This is a genomic window from Streptomyces sp. NPDC092369 (genome assembly GCF_044755245.1).
GTDB lineage: Bacteria > Actinomycetota > Actinomycetes > Streptomycetales > Streptomycetaceae > Streptomyces.
The window spans coordinates 1,283,630-1,303,406 of the sequence record NZ_JBIVQP010000002.1 but is presented as its reverse complement, the minus strand read 5'-3'; the positions used below and the strand labels follow the sequence as shown (position 1 = coordinate 1,303,406).

Genomic DNA, 19,777 nt, shown 5'->3' with positions numbered 1-19,777 from the left:
CTGGGCATGACGAAGATCGTCAACCACTGGATCGGCGGCAAGACCGTCGAAGGCGCGTCGGGCACCTACGGGCCGGTCACCGACCCGGCGACCGGCGCGGTCACCACGAACGTCGCGTTCGCGTCGGTCGAGGAGGTGGACGCGGCGGTCGCCGCCGCCAAGGACGCGTACGCGACCTGGGGTACCTCCTCGCTCGCCAAGCGGACCACGATCCTGTTCCGCTTCCGCGCCCTGCTGGAAGCCAACCGGGACGCGATCGCCGAGCTGATCACCGCCGAGCACGGCAAGGTCCACTCCGACGCGCTGGGCGAGGTCGCGCGCGGCCTGGAGATCGTCGACCTGGCGTGCGGGATCACCGTCCAGCTGAAGGGCGAGCTGTCGACGGAGGTCGCCAGCCGCGTCGACGTCTCCTCCATCCGCCAGCCGCTGGGTGTCGTGGCCGGCATCACGCCGTTCAACTTCCCGGCGATGGTGCCGATGTGGATGTTCCCGATCGCCATCGCGACGGGCAACACCTTCGTCCTCAAGCCCTCCGAGAAGGACCCGTCGGCGTCGATCAAGATCGCCGAACTCCTCGCCGAGGCGGGACTGCCCGACGGCGTCTTCAACGTCGTGCACGGAGACAAGGTGGCGGTGGACCGCCTCCTTGAGCACCCGGACGTCAAGGCCGTCTCCTTCGTCGGCTCGACCCCGATCGCCCGCTACATCCACACCACGGCCGCCGCCAACCACAAGCGCGTGCAGGCGCTGGGCGGCGCCAAGAACCACATGCTGGTCCTCCCGGACGCCGACCTGGACGCGGCGGCGGACGCGGCCGTGAGCGCGGCCTACGGCTCGGCGGGCGAGCGCTGCATGGCCATCTCGGCCGTGGTCGCGGTCGGTTCGATCGGCGACGAGCTGGTGGAGAAGATCCGCGAACGCGCCGAGAAGATCAAGATCGGCCCCGGCAACGACCCGACGAGCGAGATGGGCCCCCTGATCACGAAGGTCCACCGCGACAAGGTGGCGTCCTACGTGACGGGCGCGGCGGCGGAAGGCGCCGAGGTGGTCCTCGACGGCACCGGCTACACGGTCGAGGGCTTCGAGGACGGCCACTGGATCGGCATCTCGCTCCTCGACAAGGTGCCGACGACGGCGAAGGCCTACCAGGACGAGATCTTCGGCCCGGTGCTGTGCGTGCTGCGCGTGGAGACGTACGACGAAGGCGTGGCGCTGATCAACAGCTCGCCCTTCGGCAACGGCACCGCGATCTTCACCCGGGACGGCGGCGCGGCCCGCCGCTTCCAGCTGGAGATCGAGGCCGGCATGGTCGGCGTCAACGTCCCGATCCCGGTCCCCGTCGGCTACCACAGCTTCGGCGGCTGGAAGGACTCCCTCTTCGGGGACCACCACATCTACGGCAACGACGGCACGCACTTCTACACGCGGGGCAAGGTCGTCACCACCCGCTGGCCCGACCCGGCCGACGCCCCCACCGGCGTCGACCTGGGCTTCCCGCGCAACCACTGACGGATTTTTTCCGCCCGCTCCCTGCGATTCCAGTAGGCCGCGAAAGCGCAGCGGCAACAGTCGGTTTCTGACGCATACGACACGTCAATGGCCTTCCACCTACGAAATCCGTAGGTGGAAGGCCATTGACGTGTTGGTTTTCGTCGGGGTTCCATGCAGCACACCCAGCTGCCGGAGGCATCCGCCCGAGCCGATCGGAACCGCCGAATGACCGACACGCTTCACCCGCCCCTGGCCGAGTCGACCACGGCCCCCGCCCAAGGACTACGGCGCTCCATAGGCATCGTCGGCGGCACCCTCCTCACCCTCTCCTGCGTCACCCCGGCCTCCACGCTCTTCGTGGTGGTCCCCGACCTCTTCGGCACCCTGGGCACGGCCACCGCCCTGACGATCGCGATCGGCTCGGTCCTCTGCATCGCCGTGGCGTTCTGCTACTCGGAGCTGGGCACCCTCATCCCCAGCGCGGGCGGCGAGTACGCGATGGTCTCGACGCTGGCGGGCCGCCTGGCGGGCTGGCTGGTCTTCGTCCTGTCCCTGCTGGTCGTCATGATCGTGCCGCCGGTGATAGCGATGGGCACGGCCGACTACTTGGCGCCGGTCGTCCACCTCGACCCGTCGATCGCCGGCGCGGCGGTCATGCTCCTGGCCACTCTCGCGGGCCTGCTCGACCTGCGCGCCAACGCCTGGATCACCGGCGTCTTCCTGGTCCTGGAGGTCATCGCGGCGGCGGTCGTGGCGGTCCTGGGCTTCGCGCACAGCGAGCGGGGCGCGGGCAGCCTGGTGTCGATGCAGGTGGCGGGCGCCGGCGGCCACAAGGACACGGTGACGGCGATGCTGGTCGTGTCGGGCCTGGCGATCGCCCTGTTCGTCACGCAGGGCTTCTCGACGGCGGTCTACCTCTCCGAGGAGCTGGAGAACCCGCGCCGCAACGTGGCCCGTACGGTCCTGGCCACCCTCGCGATCTCGTCGGTGATCATCCTGGTCCCGGTGATCGCGATCACGATGGGCGCGTCCGACCTCTCGACCCTCACCGGCGGCGACATCGGCGCCATGGTGACGGCCTGGTCCAACTCCGCCGTCGGCACCTTCGTCAGCCTCTGTGTGGCTCTCGCGATCATCAACGCGGGCATCGTCATGGTCATCCAGAACTCCCGGGTCCTCTACGCCTCGGCCCGCGACAAGGCCTGGCCCACCCCGGTCAACACGGTCTTCTCAAAACTGGGCCGCTTCGGCTCCCCCTGGATCGCCACCTTGGCCGTAGGCATCCCCGGCGCCCTCCTCTGCTTCGTCAACCTGGACACCCTGTACGGCGTGACAGGCGTCTCGGTGACCGGCATGTACCTCCTGGTCGCGGTAGCCGCCCTGCTCTCCCGCCGAGGCGCCCACAAACACACCCCGGCGTGGCGCATGCCCTTCTGGCCCGCGATACCGCTGCTCCTGATAGCCGTCCTGGCGTACATCCTGAGCCAACAGGAGGTGCCCTACCTGCTGTGGACAGGCGGAATCACGGCAGCGGCAACGGTGTACTGGGCGCTGTACCTGCGACCGCGCAGAGAGACACGGTGGCTCATATCGATCCCGGAGGACCAACGGACGTAAGGGGCGCGGGGAACTGCGCGACCAGCCACAACGCTCACGCACCCGGCAATCCACAGAAGCTCCCACCCCCTCAGCCGTACACCAGTCGCGGTACGACAAAACCAATCCGTACTCCCAGAGAAGGTCCGCACGTTCACCCCGGGGTCGCCTCCAACTGTCAGAGACGCCCCGTACGGTTGAACGCATGGATCTTCGACTCCCCACCCCGCGAGACCTACTGCGAAGGCCGCGCCGCGTACTGGCAGCCGGCGCCGCCATCGCCGTACTCGCGGCAGCGGGAACGTGGACGGCCGTCGCCTCGGACGAGAAGACCCCGGTACACCGAACCGACCAGACCATGGCGATCGACGGCGTCCGCATCGACACCTCGTACTTCACCCCCACCACCGCCGGACGGCACCCCGCGGTCCTCCTCGCCCACGGCTTCGGCGGCAACAAGAACGACGTACGTCAACAGGCGCAGAACCTCGCCGAGGACGGCTACGCGGTACTGACGTGGTCGGCCCGCGGCTTCGGGAGGTCGACCGGCAAGATCGGTCTGAACGACCCGAACGGCGAGGTCAAGGACGTCTCCAAGCTGATCGACTGGCTGGCCGAGCAACCGGACGTCCAACTGGACAAGCCCGGCGACCCGCGCGTGGGCGTCGCAGGCGCCTCGTACGGCGGCGCGATCTCCCTCCTGGCGGCCGGTTATGACAGCCGCGTGGACGCCATCGCCCCGGCGATCACCTACTGGAACCTCGCGGACGCCCTCTTCCCCAACGGCGTCTTCAAGAAGCTGTGGGCCGGCATCTTCGTCAACTCCGGCGGCGGCTGCGACAACTTCCAGCCCGAGCTGTGCCGGATGTACGAGCGGGTCGCGGAGGCGGGCAAGCCGGACGCGCAGGCGCGCGCACTGCTCGACGCCCGCTCGCCATCGGCCGTGGGCACCCGCATCAAGGTGCCGACGCTCCTGCTGCAGGGCCAGACCGACTCCCTCTTCCCGCTCGGCCAGGCCGACGCCGCCGCGAAGGCTATTCGTGCAGGCGGCGCACCCGTGGACGTCGACTGGATCGCGGGCGGGCACGACGGCGGCGACATGGAGACCGGCCGCGTGCAGTCACGCGTGCGTGCCTGGTTCGACCGCTACCTCAAGGACGACAAGGCCACCGACACCGGCCCGGCCTTCCGCGTCACCCGCACCGGAGGCGTCGACTCCACCGACGGCGCGGCCCTGCTGCGCGGCGCGAGCGCCGACAGCTACCCGGGCCTGGAGAGCGGCCAGAAGTCGATCGAGCTGACCGGCCGCCGCGAGCAGAGATTCGACAACCCGGCCGGCGCCAGCCCGCCCGCCGTCTCCGCCCTGCCCGGCCTCGGGGGCGGCGGCCTCGCTCAGCTCTCCTCGCTGGGCGTCGGCGTCTCGCTGGACTTCCCCGGCCAGTACGCGAAGTTCGAGTCGGCGCCGGTCGGCAGCGGCCTGCGCATCACCGGCTCGCCGACGGTCACCGTCCACGTGAAGTCGACCAGCGACGACGCCGTGCTCTTCGGCAAGGTGTACGACGTCGGACCCGGCGGTGCGTCGCCCGTCCTGCCCTCCCAGCTGGTCACGCCGATCCGCGTCGAGGGCGCCAAGGCGGGCAAGGACGTCACCATCACGCTCCCGGCCGTCGACCACGAGATCGAGCAGGGCCACCGGCTGCGCCTGGTCCTCGCCTCCACGGACCTCGGCTACGCCTCCCCGACCGCCCCGGCGACGTACACCGTCTCCCTGAAGGGCGATTTGAAGGTGCCGACGGCGCCCGGTGTGACGACCGCCGCCGCCCCGCTCCCGTCCTGGGTGTGGTGGCTGCCGCTGGTGGGCGCGGTCATCGCCCTCGCCCTGCTGCTTTCCGGCCGCCGCCGCACCACCTCGGTGCCCCCGGACCCGGCGCTGGCCGAAGTCCCGCTCCAGATCACCGACTTGAGCAAGCGGTACGCGCGCTCGGCGGACCGGTACGCGGTCCGGGACGTGTCCTTCCGCGTCGAGAAGGGCCAGGTCCTCGGCCTGCTCGGGCCGAACGGCGCGGGCAAGACGACCACCCTGCGCATGCTGATGGGTCTGATCAAGCCGGACGCCGGCGAGATCCGCGTCTTCGGGCACGCGATCCGGCCCGGCGCCCCGGTTCTGTCCCGGGTCGGCGCGTTCGTCGAGGGCGCGGGCTTCCTGCCGCACCTCTCCGGCCGCGAGAACCTGGAGCTGTACTGGGCGGCGACCGGCCGCCCCATCGAGGACGCCCACCTGGACGAGGCGTTGGAGATCGCCGGTCTCGGCGACGCCCTGGCCCGCGCGGTGCGCACGTACTCCCAGGGCATGCGCCAGCGCCTCGCCATCGCCCAGGCCATGCTCGGCCTCCCGGACCTCCTCATCCTCGACGAACCCACCAACGGCCTCGACCCGCCCCAGATCCGCGAGATGCGCGAGGTGATGATCCGGTACGCGGCGGCCGGGCGCACGGTGATCGTCTCCAGCCACCTTCTGGCCGAGGTCGAGCAGTCCTGCACGCACCTCGTCGTCATGGACCGCGGCCGACTCGTCCAGGCGGGCCCGGTCGGCGAGATCATCGGCTCGGGCGACACCCTTCTCGTCGGCCTGGCATCCGCCATCGCGGACCCCCTGGTCGAGAAGGTCGCGGCCCTCCCGGGCGTCGAGTCGGCGGTACGGGCGGACGGAGGCCTGCTGGTCCGGCTGGCGCCCGACGACACGCCGAGTCCTGAGGTGGAGCCGCTCGCGGTCGTGGTGCCGCACCGCGAGGTGAACGGCACGGGCGTTGCAGTCGCCGACGAGCATGCACCCGTGCCCCAGTCCGGCCCGTCCCCCTCCGACCCGTCCCACTCCAACGCACCCCACTCCAACGCACCCCACTCCAACGCACCTTCCGCCTCCAACGCATCCGCCGCCGCCCGCCTCCTCGTGGAGCTCGTCCGGCTCGACATCCCGGTCGCCTCGCTCGGCCCGCACCGCCGGCTCGAAGACGCCTTCCTCACCCTGATCGGAGGTTCCGCATGAGCACGCTCGTCGAGCGCGCCGAGGTGGCGACCGGCTACCGGGCCGGCCGCACCCTGCCCCTCCGCGTCGAGCTGGCCCGGCAGTTGAAGCGCCGCCGCACCCTGGTCATGGGCGCGATCCTCGCCGCGCTGCCGTTCGTGCTGCTGATCGCGTTCGCGATCGGCGGCGGGCCGGACAACGGCAATGACAACGTGACGCTGATGGACACGGCCACCGCGTCCGGCGCCAACTTCGCCGCGGTGAACCTGTTCGTGTCGGCGGGCTTCCTGCTCGTCATCCCGGTCGCCCTGTTCTGCGGGGACACGGTCGCCTCGGAGGCCGGCTGGTCCTCCCTGCGCTATCTGCTGGCGGCCCCCGTCCCGCGCGCCCGCCTCCTGTGGTCCAAGCTCGTCGTCGGACTCGGCCTCAGCCTGGCCGCGATGATCCTGCTGCCGGTCGTGGCGCTGGCCGTCGGCACGGCCGCCTACGGCTGGGGCCCACTGGAGATCCCGACCGGCGGCGCGCTGGAACCGGGCACGGCCGCGCAGCGCCTGGTCGTGGTGGTGGCGTACATCTTCGTCTCCCAACTGGTCACCGCCGGGCTCGCGTTCTGGCTCTCGACCAAGACGGACGCACCCCTCGGCGCGGTCGGCGGCGCGGTCGGTCTGACCATCGTCGGCAACGTCCTGGACGCCGTGACGGCCCTCGGGCACTGGCGCGACTTCCTGCCCGCGCACTGGCAGTTCGCCTGGGCGGACGCCGTCCAGCCGCATCTGGAGTGGTCCGGCATGATCCAGGGCACGGCGATTTCGATAACGTACGCGCTCGTGCTGTTCGCCCTGGCCTTCCGCGGTTTCGCCCGCAAGGACGTCGTCTCCTAGGTCAACGGAGGGTTACCCACCGGTCTCAACGGCCCATGATCGTGGCCTTGTTGAGATCCTTCCGCAACGCCCCGTACCGCACGTTCCGGCTTCTCCCGCCGTCACAGTCACAGATGTCGACGTCAGTGGAGCAAGCCGGAGCAAAGGGGAACGGAAGATGGAGTGGTACCGAACACCACGGCCGGGCACCGCACGGCCGGGCGCACCACGCCGCCGCACCCGGCGACTGGGCACCGCCCTGCTCGCCGTCACCGCGACCGGCAGCCTGCTGCTGACGGCCTGCGGGGGAGGGGACGCCGACGGCAGCAGCAACGCCTCGGACGGCTCCGATCGGAACGGCTTCCCGGCCCCGGCCCCCGCCGCCCCGACGGCCGGCGACGGGAGCCAGGACGGCGAACAGAAGGGCGAGGACTCCTTCGCCGCGCCCTCCCCGACCCCCGACTACCTCTCCACCTTCGCCCTCGACGTGGACACCGCCTCCTACGGCTACGCCCGCCGCACCCTCGCCGACGGACACCGGCCCGACCCCTCGACGGTCCGCCCCGAGGAGTTCGTCAACAGCTTCCGCCAGGACTACGAGCGCCCCGACGGCAACGGCTTCACGGTCACCGTCGACGGCGCCCGCACGAAGGACGAGGACTGGTCGCTGGTCCGCGTGGGCCTCGCCACCCGCCCGAGCTCGCAGACCGGTGAACGCCCGCCCGCCGCCCTCACGTTCGTCATCGACATCTCCGGCTCGATGAGCGAGGAGGGCCGCCTCGACCTCGCCCAGAAGTCCCTGGACACCATGACGGACCGGCTGCGCGACGACGACTCGGTCGCCGTCGTCACCTTCAGCGACAAGGCCGAGACGGTCCTGCCGATGACCCGCCTGGGTGGCCACCGCGGCCGCATCCACCACGCGATCGACAGCCTGGAGCCGACCTACTCCACCAACCTCGGCGCGGGCGTCGAGACCGGCTACGACACCGCCGTGGAGGGCCGCCGCGAGGGCGCCACCAACCGTGTCGTCCTCATCTCCGACGCCCTCGCCAACGACGGCGACACCGACCCGGACTCCATCCTCGACCGCATCTCCGACGCCCGCCGCGAGTACGGCATCACCCTCTTCGGCGTGGGCGTCGGCAGCGACTACGGCGACGCCCTGATGGAACGCCTCGCCGACAAGGGCGACGGCCACACCGTCTACGTCTCCGGCGAGGAGGAGGCCCGCAAGGTCTTCTGCGACCAACTCCCGCAGAACATCGACCTCACCGCCCGTGACGCCAAGGCCCAGGTCGCCTTCGACCCCGAGACGGTCGAGCGGTTCCGCCTGGTCGGGTACGACGACCGACAGGTCGCCGACGACGACTTCCGCGACGACCGCGTCGACGGCGGCGAGGTCGGCCCCGGCCACACCGTCACCGCCCTGTACGCCGTCCGCGTCCGCGAGGGCGCCCGTGGCCACCTCGCCACGGCCACCGTCCGCTGGCTCGACCCCGACACCCGCGACCCGCACGAGAAGTCCGGCGAGGTGGAGACCGACGCGCTCCAGGGCTCCGTATGGAAGGCGAGCCCCCGCTTCCAGGTCACCGCGGTCGCCGCCTACTTCGCCGACTCCCTGCGCTCCGGCGACGACCGCTGGAAGTCCCTCCCCGGCGACCCGGGCCTCGGTGAACTCGAGGACCGCGCCCGGGACTTGGCGGACCGGACGGAGGACAAGGACGTGAAGCAGCTCGCCGACGCCATCGAGACGGCGGACCGCACGGTGCGCTGAGTCAGACGGCGCCGGGCCGCCTCCCGGTGCCGTACAGCAGTGTGTCGACGACGAGCGTCGCCAGGGCGTCCGGATCGGGGTCCGGCCGCTCGGCGTCGTGCAGGGCCTCGCCGATCAGGGCGTAGTAGACGCGGCGGACCCACTCCAGGTCCATGGCCGGGTCGAGCAGGCCCTCGGCCCTGGCCCGCCCCAGGAGCTCGACGCAGCGTGCCCCGACCTGGTCCCAGCCCGCCGCGGCGGCGCCGCCTTCGTCGCTCGGCCGCCCCAGCGCGTAGCTCCAGGCCCCTTTGATCCGCAGCACGTTGGCGGTGACGCGGTGCAGCGCGATCAGCGGCGGGGTGGTGTCGGGCCGCGCGTCCTCGATGGCCTGGGTGAGCTGCCGTACGGCCGACTCGGCGAGGGCCTCGATCAGTGCCTGCCGACTCGCGAAGCGCCGGTGGACGGTCGTCCTGGCCACGCCGGCGGCCTCGGCGATCTGCTCCATGGACGCGTTCGGATCGGCGGCGAGCACCAGCTCGGCCGCCTCCAGAATCGCGCGCACACTGCGCTCGGCATCGGCCCGCAGCGCTCGACCCATGGGCACCTCCACTCCGTCGGTTCCTGCCCCCCACTGGACATAGACGATACGCCAGCGTCGCCGTTCCCTGGTTATCTGAGTCAGCTCTGTTGCAATTAGAAGAATAAGAGCTACAGTAGTGTCTTAGCTAGAGGTTCGACTCGTCTTCAGCTCGACCTTCTGAAGGGAAGGGCCATGACCACCACATCCACCGCCCTGATCACCGGCGCCTCCTCCGGACTGGGTGCCGAGTTCGCCACTCAGCTCGCCGCCCGCGGCCACGACGTGATCCTCGTCGCCCGCTCCCGGGACCGGCTGGAGGAACTGGCCGACCGGCTGCGCACGACGTACGGCGTCCAGGCGCACGTCCTGCCGCAGGACCTCGCCGAGCCCGACGCGGCCGACCGCGTCGCCGAGGCCCTGGCGGCCCGCGGTCTCACCGTCGACCTGCTGGTCAACAACGCAGGCTTCGGCACCTGCGGGCGCTTCGAGGAGATCGACCCCCGAAAGGAGCACGACGAGATCATGGTCAACGTCCTCGCGCTCGTGGACCTCACCCACGCCGTACTCCCCGGCATGCTGGAGCGCGGCTCCGGAGCCGTCCTCAACGTCGGCTCCACGGCGGGCTATCAGCCCTCCCCGTACTTCGCGGTCTACGGCGCCACCAAGACCTTCGTCCTCAACTTCTCGCTGGCGCTGCGCCAGGAGTACCGAGGCCGCGGGATCAAGGTCACGGCCCTGTGCCCCGGCTCGGTCGACACGGGCTTCTTCGAGGCGATCGGCACCCGCAAGGCCGCGATGGGCACCCCCACCGCCGCGGAACCGGTCGTCCGCGCGGCCCTGCGCGCCCTCGACCGCGACCGCGCGTACATCACCCCGGGGCTGGGCAACGCGATGGGCGCCCACCTCAATCCGCGCCGCCCGCGCACCCTGGTGGCGGCGATCGGCGAGCGCATCACCCGCAAGGTGCTGGAGCCGGAGCGCTCCGAACCCGCGGCCGCCTGAACCGACCCCGCCGAACCCATTGAAATTCCGTTACGCACGGGTAAGTTGACCTCCGTTCAGCACCCTGCGACCGGGAGCCGCCATGGGCGTACGCAAGGATCTGAAACGGGCGAAGCAGCGCGCCGACCTGGCCTCCCGTACCGAGGTCGAGCTGGTCAGGGACGAACACGGCACGGTCCGCGAGGCCCGCACCGCGCCCATGGCCCCCAGGCCCACCACCGGCAGCACCGCCGATCTGCCCTTCACGAACGCGGCAGAGGCCCCCGACGCCGTACTCCTGCGCCGCAAGGAACACGGCACCTGGCGGCCGGTCACCGCGAAGGCCTTCGCCCGCGAAGTCACCGCCGTGGCCAAGGGGTTGATCACGGCAGGACTCGAACCCGGCGGCCGGGTCGCGGTCATGTCCCGTACCCGCTACGAGTGGACGGTCCTGGACTTCGCGATCTGGGCCGCCGGTGGCCAGACCGTCCCGATCTACGCCACCTCCTCCGCCGAGCAGATCGAGTGGATCGTCCGCGACTCGGGCACCCGCTTCGTCGTCACCGAGACCGCCGAGAACGCCGACACGGTGGCGACGGGCACGGCCCGCCACGAACACCCGCCGCACACCTGGCAGTTGGACGCCGGCGCCCTGGCCGAGCTGACCGCGCTCGGCCGCGACCTCCCCGACGAGGAGGTCACCAAGCGCCGTGCCGCCCTGACCCCCGACACCATCGCCACCGTCTGCTACACCTCCGGCACCACCGGACAACCGAAGGGCTGCGTCCTCACCCACGCCAACCTGCACGCCGAGGCCGCCAACACGGTCGAGCTGCTGCACCCCATCTTCAAGGAGGTCACCCGCCAGGTGGCCTCCACCCTTCTCTTCCTCCCCCTCGCGCACATCCTCGGCCGCACCCTCCAGATCGCCTGCCTGATGGCGCGCATCGAGATCGGCCACTGCCCGAGCATCAAGCCCGACGAACTCCGCCCGGCCTTCAAGGAGTTCCGCCCGACCTTCCTGGTCGGCGTCCCATACCTCTTCGAGAAGATCCACGACACCGGCCGCGCCACCGCCGAGAAGATCGGCCGCGGCGCCTCCTTCGACCGCGCGGACCGCACAGGCGTCCGCTTCGGCGAGGCGTACCTGAACAGGTTCCTCGACACCGGCAAGGGCCCCACCCTGCCCCTCTACGCCGCCTGGGCCCTCTACGACCTGCTGGTCTACCGCCGCATCCGCAAGGAACTCGGCGGCCGCATGCGCTACGCGATCAGCGGCGGCTCCCCCCTCGACCGCAACCTCAACCTGTTCTTCTACGCCGCCGGAATCATCGTCTACGAGGGCTACGGCCTGACCGAGACAACCGCCGCGGCGACCATCGTCCCGCCCCTCGAACCCCGCCCCGGCACCGTCGGCCTCCCCGTCCCCGGCACCGCGATCCGCATCGCCGACGACGGCGAGGTGCTCATCAAGGGCGGGATCGTCTTCGGCACCTACTGGAACAATCCGGCGGCCACCGACGCCGTCCTCCAGGACGACTGGTTCGCCACCGGCGACCTCGGCTCCCTGGACCAGGACGGCTACCTCACCATCACCGGCCGCAAGAAGGACATCCTCGTCACCTCGGGCGGCAAGAACGTCTCCCCGGCCGTCCTGGAGGACCGGCTGCGCAGCCGCTCACCGGTCGGCCAGTGCCTGGTCGTCGGCGACAACCGCCCCTTCGTGGCCGCGCTGATCACCCTCGACCCCGAGGCGGTCGCCCACTGGCTGGCCGTCCGCAGGATGCCCGCCGACACCCCGCTGTCCGAGGTGGCACGCGACCCACGCATCCGCGCGGACGTCCAGAAGGCCGTCGACTACGCCAACGAAGCCGTCTCCCGCGCCGAGTCGATCCGCGCCTTCACCCTGGTCGAGGGCGAGTTCACCGAGGACAACGGGCTGCTGACCCCGTCCCTGAAGGTCAAGCGGCACGCGGTGCGGGCGGTGTACGGGGACGAGATAGAGGCGCTGTACGCCAAGCCCGACCGGACGTGAGAGTCCCGGTGGCGGGCACGGAAAAGCGGGCCGCCGAAGTGCTCGGCGACCCGCTCTCGCGGTGCTGCTGAGGTCAGCTGCCCACGGCGCCGTTGCCGGACAGGACCGGGATGTTGTCCAGGATGTGCGACAGCGGCTCGTCGCCCTTGGCCTGGGTGGAGTTCTCGGTGCACTGCTGGTTCTGCGGAGCCGACAGGACGGGGACGTCCTGCAGGACGGTGACCGGAACCAGGCCGACGATGGAGGCGGCGTTCACCTTGGCCGGCAGGCCGATGCACGGCTTGTTCAGGGTGCCCTGCACGAGCGAGAGCTGGGGGCTCATGTCGCCGTGGGTGGACTGGTTGCCGTAGACCTGCTCGGCGCCGTTGCCATTCGTGGTGGTGACACCGTCGTCGTTGCCGATCGCCAGCGCCTGGGGCGCGGTGGCGGCCGACACACCCGCGACGGAGGCAGCGATCGCGGCGGTCGCCAACAGCTTCTTCATGATTTCGTTCCCTTTCGGAGAGCGGACTCCGTGCAGAGTTTCGGAGAGCGGACTCCGTTGCAGAGCCGCGTGTTGATCAACCCGTGAGAAGTCGTTTGGTTGCGGTGTTTGCCCCGATTGGCGCAGCGCACGCGACGGGCGCGCGCCGCACGGAATGCGGAAAGGCATGCGGAAGGGCAGCGGAAGGGCAGGCAAAAGGGCATGCAAAAGGGCCGCCGAGAATTCGGCGGCCCGTTCGCGTGTGCCCAGTGATCAGCTGCCGGCGGAGCCGTTGCCGGACAGGACCGGGATGTTGTCCAGGATGTGCGACAGCGGCTCGTCGCCCTTGGCCTGGGTGGAGTTCTCGACACACTGCTGGTTCTGCGGGGCCGACAGGATCGGCACGTCCTGCGCGACCGTCACCGGCACCACGCCGACGAGCGAGGCCAGGTTGCCCTTGACCGGCAGACCGACACAGGGCTTGTTCAGAGAGCCCTGGATGAGCGCCATCTGGGGGCTCATGTTGCCGTACGTGGCCTGGTTGCCGTAGACCTGCTCGGAACCGTTGCCGTTGGTGGTGGTGACTCCACCGTCGTTGCCGATAGCCAGCGCCTGGGGCGCGGTCGCGGCCGATACACCGGCGACGGAGGCGGCGATCGCCGCGGCAGCCATAACCTTCTTGATCACTTGCGTGGTCCCTTCTGGAGTAACCCCGTCCACCGGAGCGACCTGCACAACTGGCGCTGGGCCGCATGGTTGCTGCCGTTCACTCCAATGGCCCACGTGGAATCCGACCGGGTGAAGTCACGAAACCTATCCGGCCGCCCCTTGTTGAGGTGGAAGCAGGAATGTGTGCTCCCGTCAGGAAAGGACCGGAGAAATGTTCAAGAAGGCAATGGCCGCAGCCGCGGTCGCGGCTTCTGTCGCCGGAGTATCGGCCGCGACTGCCCCCCAGGCGCTGGCCATTGGCAACGACGACGGCGTCACGACCACCAACGGCAACGGCGCCGAGCAGGACTACGGCAACGCCAAGACCAAGGGCGCCATGAGCCCCCAGGCCTCCCTGGTGCAGGGCAGCCTCAACAAGCTCTGCGTCGGTCTGCCGGCCAAGGTCAACGCCGCCTCCATCGTGGGCGTCCTGGTCCCGGTCACCGTGCTGCAGGACGTGCCTGTCCTGTCGGCGCCGCAGAACCAGCAGTGCGCGGAGAACTCCACCCAGGCCAAGGGTGACGAGCCGGCGTCGCACATCCTGGACAACATCCCGGTGCTGTCGGGCAACGGCGCCGCCGGCAGCTGACTCGGGGCGATCGACCGACCGGCAGACACGGCTCGGGTGGCCCACCGGTTTCTCCGGTGCGGCCGCCCGAGCCTCGCCACGACATTCCCCACCGTGTTCGCGCCCGTGCGACGTTTCCGCGTGCCCGCTTGAGAAGAAGCGTTACTGCTCCTCGTGGGTCAATATGTCAATTCGGCACGGAGCGTTCGAGTGAATTATCCGGTGGCTCATGTTCCGTAGTTTCTTCCGCTGTCTATCCCTCGTTTTGCAGCCTGCAGGTCATGGCGAGCCGCTCCAATGTGCTCGCTCGGTTTCGGCCGTCACCAGAGCATGACCGCAGAGAAGGGAAAGCTCATGAAGAAGACCGCCGCAGTCGTCGCGGGCGTCGTCATGGCCCTCGGCCTGGCCGCCCCGGCCTTCGCCGACGCCGGTGCCGAGGGTGCCGCCATCGGATCGCCGGGTGTCCTCTCGGGCAACGTGGTCCAGGTTCCCGTCCACATTCCGGTCAACGTGTGCGGCAACTCGATCAACGTCATCGGGCTCCTGAACCCGGCGTTCGGCAACACGTGCGTCAACGACTGACCTCGTAACGCGCAGGCACCAGCCGTTCGGCTGCGTCACAGCCGGCCTTGGACGTCTTTTCCCGGTCCGAGGCCGGCTTTTTCCACTCCTTCTTCAGGCAGGAAGACAACGAGATGCGACAGACCCTGAGCAAGGGAATGGTCGCGGCGGCCGCCGCGACAAGCATTCTGTCCCTGTGCGGCGGCCCCGCCCTGGCCGACACGCACACGGGCGGCGCGGCCACGGACTCACCTGGTGTCCTGTCCGGCAACAGCGTCGGGGCCCCGCTCGACGTACCGGTGAACGCCTGCGGCGACTCCGTCGACGTGGTCGCCGCCCTGAACCCGACGTTCGGCAACTCCTGTGCCGAGGACCAGGCCACCCACGGCCGCTCGCACGGCGGCAGGCACCACGGTCACGCCGGGTACGGCGACGACGACTCCGGCTACGGGTCGGACGACGACTGCGAGGACTCGGGCTACGGCTCCGGCGACGACTGCGGGGGCGGAGACCACACACCGCCGCCCGGCGGCCACCACACGCCTCCGCCCGGTGGGGATCACACCCCGCCTCCCGGTGGCGATCACACGCCCCCGCCCGGTGGTGACCACACGCCGCCTCCCGGTGGCGATCACACGCCCCCGCCCGGTGGTGACCACACGCCGCCCCCTGGCGGCGATCACACCCCGCCCCCCGGTGGCGACCACACGCCTCCGCCCGGAGGTGACCACACGCCTCCGCCCGGTGGTGACCACACGCCGCCCCCTGGCGGCGGTCACACGCCTCCCCCCGGCGGCGACCACACGCCTCCGCCCGGTGGGGATCACACGCCCCCGCCGTACACCCCGCCCCCCGGTGGCGGTGACCACACGCCTCCGCCCACCCTGCCGCACACCGGCAGCGAGGCCATGCTCGGTGCCTCGGGGGTCAGCGCGGCGATGATCGTGGCCGGCGCCGTGCTCTACCGGCGCGGTCGGGCCGGGTCCCACCGGTAGTCGAGCAGTACGAGCAGTACGAGCAGTACACGCGGTACGAGGTGCGCCGGGTGCCGGACGGTTCGTGTCCGGCACCCGGCGTTCGTCAGCGGCGCACCCGCACCTGGCTCCCACCGCTCGCCGGCGCCGGGATCGCCCCGCCGGCCGGGCTCGTCCGCAGCCGGCGCCGAACTCCCCGTACCAGTGCCCCCGCCGTGTAGGTCGCCCCGTGCACGAAGCGCATCGCCGGGCCGAAGCCGGCGGCCGTGACCAGGCCCGCCATGAAGAGGCCGGGGTGCGAGGACTCGAAGTCGCGGCCGACCTCGGGGGAGCCGTCGGCGACCGCCGCGAGGCCGGTGCGCAGGTCGTCGGAGAGCAGGGAGAGGCGTTCGCGGGTCGCGGTGAACCCCGTTGCCGCGATGACGTGTTCGGTCTCCAGCGCGCGCAGCGACCCCACGTTCCGGTCCAGCGCCTCAAGGCGCAGTCCGCCCGGTACCGCGCGTGCCGCCGTGACCTCGTGGGCAAGCAGCACCTCGACGCCCGACTCCACCCGCTCCCGTACCCACCAGGCACCCGCGGGGCCGAGCGCGCTCGCGGCGATGCCGGCCCGGGTCCGCTCGGGCAGCCGGTGGAAGAGGCCGGGGCGCTCGGCGTAGAACCAGTTGCGCCAGCCGCAGCCCAGGCCGCTGTGCGGGGAGCGGGCCGACTGCCACCAGGGGCGCACCCACGGCGGCGGTACGTCGTTCCAGCACAGCCTGTCGGCTCGCGCCAACACCCTTACGCGCGTGCCCTGTTCGGCGAGCAGGGCCGCGGTCTCCAGGGCCGCCTGGCCGCCGCCGATGACGGTGACGTCCTTGCCGCGGAAGCGGGCGAGGTCGCTGTGGTGGCTGCTGTGGGTGACGAGTGAGGAGTCGAGGGTGCGCAGTGCCGGGGGGATCTCCACGAACGGCATGACCCCGACGGCCAGCGCGACCGTCCGCGCGTGCAGCACCTGGCCGTCGTCGGTGACCGCCTCGAAGCCACCGGGGCAGGGCGCGACACGGGTGATCGTCCGCTCGTCCACCTCCGGCACGGCGTTGCGGGCGAACCAGAGCCCGTAGTCGGCGAACATCTCCACCGGGATCGGCTCGCCGTGCCGCGCGGCCACGCCCTGGCCCTCGCAGTAGACGTCCAGGCGCCAACGGGCCGCCGGGTCCGAGAGGTTGGAGGCCCACGGCTCCGACTTGAGGAACATGCCGCCGGGCATGTGGTCGCGCCAGGACGCCATCGGGCGGCCGAAGACACGCAGGGTCAGCCCGGCGGCCGCGGCGTGGGACGCGATGGACAGGCCGTACGGGCCCGCGCCCACCACCAGCAGGTCGTACATCAGCAACTGCTCGCTTTCTCGTCGTCGGAGAGGTCGGAGGGGTCGGACAGGTCGGACGGGTCCGTGAGGGGGGACGGGCCGGGTGTCGGGGCGGTGGCCTGGTGCACCACGCGGGCGGGTGCTGCCGAGGGGCCGGACACCGCGCCGGCGGTGCGCACGCGGTCGCGGAGGCGGTGGGAGACATGGCGGCCCCACAGGGGCCACAGGGCGCGGCCGGGTTCGCGGTCGTCCTCGGCGTGCCAGGCCAGTTCGCGGCCGGCGGGGGCGGGGCGCAGCGCGGCCAGCGGGGCGTAGTTCTCCACCACGAACTCCCGCCCGGCCAGTGGCGCCGGCTCCGGCAGCGGACGGTGGGTCAGGTCCAGGTGCAGGGCGCGGACGACGTCCAGGCCGGTGCCGTCGGCGAAGAGGCGGAACTGGGCGCCGGGGCGCGGGTTGAAGTCGAGGAGGTGATAGCGGCCGGTGCGGCCGCAGCGGCGGAAGTCGAGGTCGAGGATGCCCCGGTAGCCGAGTTCGCCGGTGAGGCGTTCGGCCAGTGCCGTCACCTGCGGGTTGGGCGTCCAGCGGCCGACCGCCGTCAGGCCCGCGCCGCGTGGCCAGGCCCGCAGCTTGAGGCCGGCTCCGCCGCCGCGGACGGCGCCCGAGCGGTCGACGTAGCCGTGGAAGAACCAGTCGCGTTCGGGGCCCGGTGGCAGGAACGCCTGGAGCAGCAGCCGGCTGCCCGCCTCCTCGGAGCGCAGGTACAGCTCGCGCGCCTCCTGCGCCGAGTGCACGACGACCGTGCTGCGCAGGCCCGTGCCGGTCGGCACCAGCCAGGGCCGGCTCCACTTCGCCACCAGCGGCAGGCCCAGCTGCCAGGCGGCGGTGGCGGCCTGGGCCGGGCTGTCGGGGATCAGCGTGGTCGGGTGCGGGACCTCCAACGCGGCGCACAGGTCGGCCAGTTCGGCCTTGTCGGCGACGTGCTCGGGCACCGCGCCGGGCATCGCGGGCAGCAGGTAGGAGGGCGCGAGTTCGTCGCGCAGCCCGCCCACCGCGACGGCGCTGGCGTCGTCCATCGGGATCAGCACGGCGGGGCGGGCGATCCGGGCGGCCACCCGGCGCAGCGCGACGGCGATGTCATGGGCGGCCGCGCCCGGTGGCGGCGGTGGGTGCAATTGACGTACAAAACGCGATCGGGAAACGGGACTTCCGGTGGAGTCCGCGACCACGTGCACATTCACCCCCGCTCTGCCGAGCGAGCGCACGGCGCCGAGTGTGCCGTGGTGAAAGGGATTCCGGTCGATTCGCAGGAGAACCGCGGGGACGCGGATGTCAAACAGCGACACGGGCATTTTTTCTTCTCACTCGAAGGCCGTAGTGGCGGTGGCGTGATTGCCGTTCATATGACTGAGTGTCAGTAAAGGAAGTCCGAGAGTGGAGATTCGAGAGTGGAGAAAGGAGCAGGTATGACCCAGCAGCGACGTCCCCGGTCCCGGCGGCTGGCGGTCGTGACGGCCACCGTCGTCGTGTCGGCTGTCCTGGCGTCCGGACCTGGCTTCGCGGCGGGGGTGGTGCGGGTCGCCGATCCTCCCGCTCCGACGCCGACGTCCCCGGCACCCGCGGTGCCGCAGCCGGCGGTTCAGGCCCCGACGGCCCCCCAGCCCCTGCCCGTCCAGACCCCGGCCGTCCAGACTCCGGCCGGCCAGACCCCGTCCGTGCCGACCCCGCCGACCAAGACCCCGCCCCCCGAGCCGAAGAAGGACACCCCGGCCTTCGGCGCCTACCTCGACTACGGCGCCCGCGGGGTGGCCCGGATCGCCGAGCTCAGCCGCTGGCTGGGCGGCGCCGAGCTGCGGGTCGGGCACACCTACCTGCCCGGCGACCGCTGGAGCAACATCGAGGGACCGCCCGGCTTCCTCGACGTGTGGGCGGACTGGCGCACCGAGCGGGACGACCGGATGCTCGTCCTCAACGTCCCCATGCTGGAGCGCAACGAGGAGGGCGTGCCCGACGCCCAGGTGCGGTCGCTGCTGCGGCAGGGCGCGGCCGGCGACTTCGACCGGCACTTCAAGGCGCTCGCCCAGCGCCTTGTCGACCTGAAGGTGCCGGACACGGTGATCGTGCTCGGCTGGGAGATGAACGGCGTCACGTACACCTCCCGCTGCGGGCCGGACCCGGAGTCCTGGAAGAAGTACTGGAACCGGATCGTCACCACCATGCGGTCGGTGCCGGGCCAGAGATTCCGGTTCGATTTCACGCCGACGCGCGGCCGGGACGCCATTCCCTGGACGCAGTGCTATCCGGGTGACGACACCGTCGACATCCTCGGCATGGATTCCTACGACCAGCCGTCCGGGCTGACCTTCGACGAGCAGGTGAAAGAGCCCTACGGACTCCAGGAGCACGTGGACTTCGCCAAATCCCACGGCAAGCCCATCTCCTATCCGGAATGGGGACTCTTCCGCAACGGTGACAACGCCGAGTACATGAAGCGGATGCTCGCCTGGATGGACGAGCACAAGCCGCTGTACAACACGCTCACCGACTACTGCCCGCACGGTGTGTGGCAGTGCTCGTCCAACCCGAAGTCGTCCAAGGTCTACCGATCCGTCCTCTTCGGCCGCACCGACACCCCGACCACACCGACCGAGCCCACCACACCCCCCAAGCCGACCGAACCGACCACTCCGCCCAAGCCGACCGAGCCCAGCACACCGCCCACCCCGCAGCACCCGACCAACTGCTCGCCGATGGACCTCGGCGACTGGGTCGAGTACTGGCTCGGCGGGAAGCTGTGCCTGCGCCTGGACTGGTGGTCGCGCAACCGGTGAGTCCGG

16 protein-coding genes are annotated in these 19,777 nt (G+C 71.0%); 11 read left to right on the top strand and 5 right to left on the bottom strand.

From position 1 onward, the window contains the following. Nucleotides 1–6 precede the first annotated feature (6 nt). The 5 genes from mmsA (at nucleotide 7) to ACIQI8_RS15485 (ending at nucleotide 8,749) form a co-directional block, all read left to right on the top strand. The gene (mmsA, locus tag ACIQI8_RS15505; RefSeq protein ID WP_402349578.1) at nucleotides 7–1,509 is read left to right on the top strand and encodes a CoA-acylating methylmalonate-semialdehyde dehydrogenase; all 1,503 of its coding nucleotides are present in this window, start codon (nucleotides 7–9) and stop codon (nucleotides 1,507–1,509) included. Nucleotides 1,510–1,716: 207 nt separating this feature from the next. Further along, the gene (locus ACIQI8_RS15500; RefSeq protein WP_402349575.1) at nucleotides 1,717–3,108 is read left to right on the top strand and encodes an APC family permease; all 1,392 of its coding nucleotides are present in this window, start codon (nucleotides 1,717–1,719) and stop codon (nucleotides 3,106–3,108) included. A gap of 184 nt (nucleotides 3,109–3,292) precedes the next feature. Further along, nucleotides 3,293–6,133: a CocE/NonD family hydrolase gene (locus tag ACIQI8_RS15495; RefSeq protein WP_402349572.1), complete on the top strand. Its 2,841-nt coding sequence runs from the start codon at nucleotides 3,293–3,295 to the stop codon at nucleotides 6,131–6,133. After that, a complete protein-coding gene (locus ACIQI8_RS15490; RefSeq protein ID WP_402349569.1) occupies nucleotides 6,130–6,993 on the top strand; it encodes an ABC transporter permease in 864 nt (287 codons plus the stop codon). The genes ACIQI8_RS15495 and ACIQI8_RS15490 overlap by 4 nt, the downstream gene beginning before the upstream one ends. Nucleotides 6,994–7,150: 157 nt before the next feature. Then, a complete protein-coding gene (locus ACIQI8_RS15485) occupies nucleotides 7,151–8,749 on the top strand; it encodes a von Willebrand factor type A domain-containing protein (RefSeq protein WP_402349566.1) in 1,599 nt (532 codons plus the stop codon). A gap of 1 nt (nucleotide 8,750) precedes the next feature. Here ACIQI8_RS15485 and ACIQI8_RS15480 read toward each other — a convergent pair whose 3' ends face one another. Beyond that, a complete protein-coding gene (locus tag ACIQI8_RS15480) occupies nucleotides 8,751–9,326 on the bottom strand; it encodes a TetR/AcrR family transcriptional regulator (RefSeq protein ID WP_402349563.1) in 576 nt (191 codons plus the stop codon). Nucleotides 9,327–9,500: 174 nt separating this feature from the next. Between ACIQI8_RS15480 and ACIQI8_RS15475 the strand changes: the two genes are divergently transcribed. Together ACIQI8_RS15475 and ACIQI8_RS15470 are read left to right on the top strand one after the other, a co-directional pair. Beyond that, nucleotides 9,501–10,310, top strand: a complete 810-nt coding sequence (locus ACIQI8_RS15475) for an SDR family NAD(P)-dependent oxidoreductase (RefSeq protein WP_402349560.1) — start codon at nucleotides 9,501–9,503, stop codon at nucleotides 10,308–10,310. A gap of 82 nt (nucleotides 10,311–10,392) precedes the next feature. Further along, entirely contained in the window at nucleotides 10,393–12,324 is a 1,932-nt protein-coding gene (locus ACIQI8_RS15470; RefSeq protein WP_402349557.1) for an AMP-dependent synthetase/ligase, read from the top strand. A 73-nt stretch (nucleotides 12,325–12,397) separates the two neighbouring features. On the opposite strand, the gene ACIQI8_RS15465 is transcribed toward ACIQI8_RS15470, so the two are convergent. Together ACIQI8_RS15465 and ACIQI8_RS15460 are read right to left on the bottom strand one after the other, a co-directional pair. Further along, entirely contained in the window at nucleotides 12,398–12,808 is a 411-nt protein-coding gene (locus ACIQI8_RS15465; RefSeq protein WP_124000098.1) for a rodlin, read from the bottom strand. Between the two features lie 252 nt (nucleotides 12,809–13,060). After that, on the bottom strand, nucleotides 13,061–13,474 hold the full coding sequence (locus tag ACIQI8_RS15460) for a rodlin (protein ID WP_124000097.1): 414 nt from the start codon (nucleotides 13,472–13,474) through the stop codon (nucleotides 13,061–13,063). A 193-nt stretch (nucleotides 13,475–13,667) separates the two neighbouring features. On the opposite strand from ACIQI8_RS15460, the gene ACIQI8_RS15455 reads away from it, so the two are divergent. From ACIQI8_RS15455 to ACIQI8_RS15445, 3 genes are all read left to right on the top strand, one after another. Continuing rightward, nucleotides 13,668–14,084 (top strand): rodlin, encoded by a 417-nt coding sequence (locus tag ACIQI8_RS15455; RefSeq protein WP_402349553.1) that lies wholly within the window; start codon nucleotides 13,668–13,670, stop codon nucleotides 14,082–14,084. A 333-nt stretch (nucleotides 14,085–14,417) separates the two neighbouring features. Continuing rightward, on the top strand, nucleotides 14,418–14,645 hold the full coding sequence (gene chpD, locus ACIQI8_RS15450; protein ID WP_124000095.1) for a chaplin ChpD: 228 nt from the start codon (nucleotides 14,418–14,420) through the stop codon (nucleotides 14,643–14,645). Nucleotides 14,646–14,758: 113 nt separating this feature from the next. Beyond that, complete coding sequence (locus ACIQI8_RS15445; protein ID WP_402349549.1) at nucleotides 14,759–15,619, top strand: chaplin family protein; 861 nt, start codon at nucleotides 14,759–14,761, stop codon at nucleotides 15,617–15,619. Between the two features lie 85 nt (nucleotides 15,620–15,704). On the opposite strand, the gene ACIQI8_RS15440 is transcribed toward ACIQI8_RS15445, so the two are convergent. Both ACIQI8_RS15440 and ACIQI8_RS15435 read right to left on the bottom strand, forming a co-directional pair. Further along, entirely contained in the window at nucleotides 15,705–16,964 is a 1,260-nt protein-coding gene (locus ACIQI8_RS15440) for an FAD-dependent oxidoreductase (protein WP_402349546.1), read from the bottom strand. Then, entirely contained in the window at nucleotides 16,964–18,286 is a 1,323-nt protein-coding gene (locus ACIQI8_RS15435) for an ATP-grasp domain-containing protein (RefSeq protein WP_402349543.1), read from the bottom strand. Before ACIQI8_RS15435 ends, ACIQI8_RS15440 begins: the two co-directional genes overlap by 1 nt. Before the next feature lie 120 nt (nucleotides 18,287–18,406). Between ACIQI8_RS15435 and ACIQI8_RS15430 the strand changes: the two genes are divergently transcribed. Further along, nucleotides 18,407–19,771 (top strand): glycoside hydrolase family 26 protein, encoded by a 1,365-nt coding sequence (locus ACIQI8_RS15430; RefSeq protein ID WP_402349540.1) that lies wholly within the window; start codon nucleotides 18,407–18,409, stop codon nucleotides 19,769–19,771. The last annotated feature ends 6 nt before the right edge of the window (nucleotides 19,772–19,777 follow it).

Excerpts from the sequence above, each read along its gene's own strand:
- mmsA (WP_402349578.1), top strand. The coding sequence starts at position 7 with ATGACGAAGATCGTCAACCACTGGATCGGCGGCAAGACCGTCGAAGGC.
- ACIQI8_RS15500 (WP_402349575.1), top strand. The coding sequence starts at position 1,717 with ATGACCGACACGCTTCACCCGCCCCTGGCCGAGTCGACCACGGCCCCC.
- ACIQI8_RS15495 (WP_402349572.1), top strand. The coding sequence starts at position 3,293 with ATGGATCTTCGACTCCCCACCCCGCGAGACCTACTGCGAAGGCCGCGC.
- ACIQI8_RS15490 (WP_402349569.1), top strand. The coding sequence starts at position 6,130 with ATGAGCACGCTCGTCGAGCGCGCCGAGGTGGCGACCGGCTACCGGGCC.
- ACIQI8_RS15485 (WP_402349566.1), top strand. The coding sequence starts at position 7,151 with ATGGAGTGGTACCGAACACCACGGCCGGGCACCGCACGGCCGGGCGCA.
- ACIQI8_RS15480 (WP_402349563.1), bottom strand. The coding sequence starts at position 9,326 with ATGGGTCGAGCGCTGCGGGCCGATGCCGAGCGCAGTGTGCGCGCGATT.
- ACIQI8_RS15475 (WP_402349560.1), top strand. The coding sequence starts at position 9,501 with ATGACCACCACATCCACCGCCCTGATCACCGGCGCCTCCTCCGGACTG.
- ACIQI8_RS15470 (WP_402349557.1), top strand. The coding sequence starts at position 10,393 with ATGGGCGTACGCAAGGATCTGAAACGGGCGAAGCAGCGCGCCGACCTG.
- ACIQI8_RS15465 (WP_124000098.1), bottom strand. The coding sequence starts at position 12,808 with ATGAAGAAGCTGTTGGCGACCGCCGCGATCGCTGCCTCCGTCGCGGGT.
- ACIQI8_RS15455 (WP_402349553.1), top strand. The coding sequence starts at position 13,668 with ATGTTCAAGAAGGCAATGGCCGCAGCCGCGGTCGCGGCTTCTGTCGCC.
- chpD (WP_124000095.1), top strand. The coding sequence starts at position 14,418 with ATGAAGAAGACCGCCGCAGTCGTCGCGGGCGTCGTCATGGCCCTCGGC.
- ACIQI8_RS15445 (WP_402349549.1), top strand. The coding sequence starts at position 14,759 with ATGCGACAGACCCTGAGCAAGGGAATGGTCGCGGCGGCCGCCGCGACA.
- ACIQI8_RS15440 (WP_402349546.1), bottom strand. The coding sequence starts at position 16,964 with ATGTACGACCTGCTGGTGGTGGGCGCGGGCCCGTACGGCCTGTCCATC.
- ACIQI8_RS15430 (WP_402349540.1), top strand. The coding sequence starts at position 18,407 with ATGACCCAGCAGCGACGTCCCCGGTCCCGGCGGCTGGCGGTCGTGACG.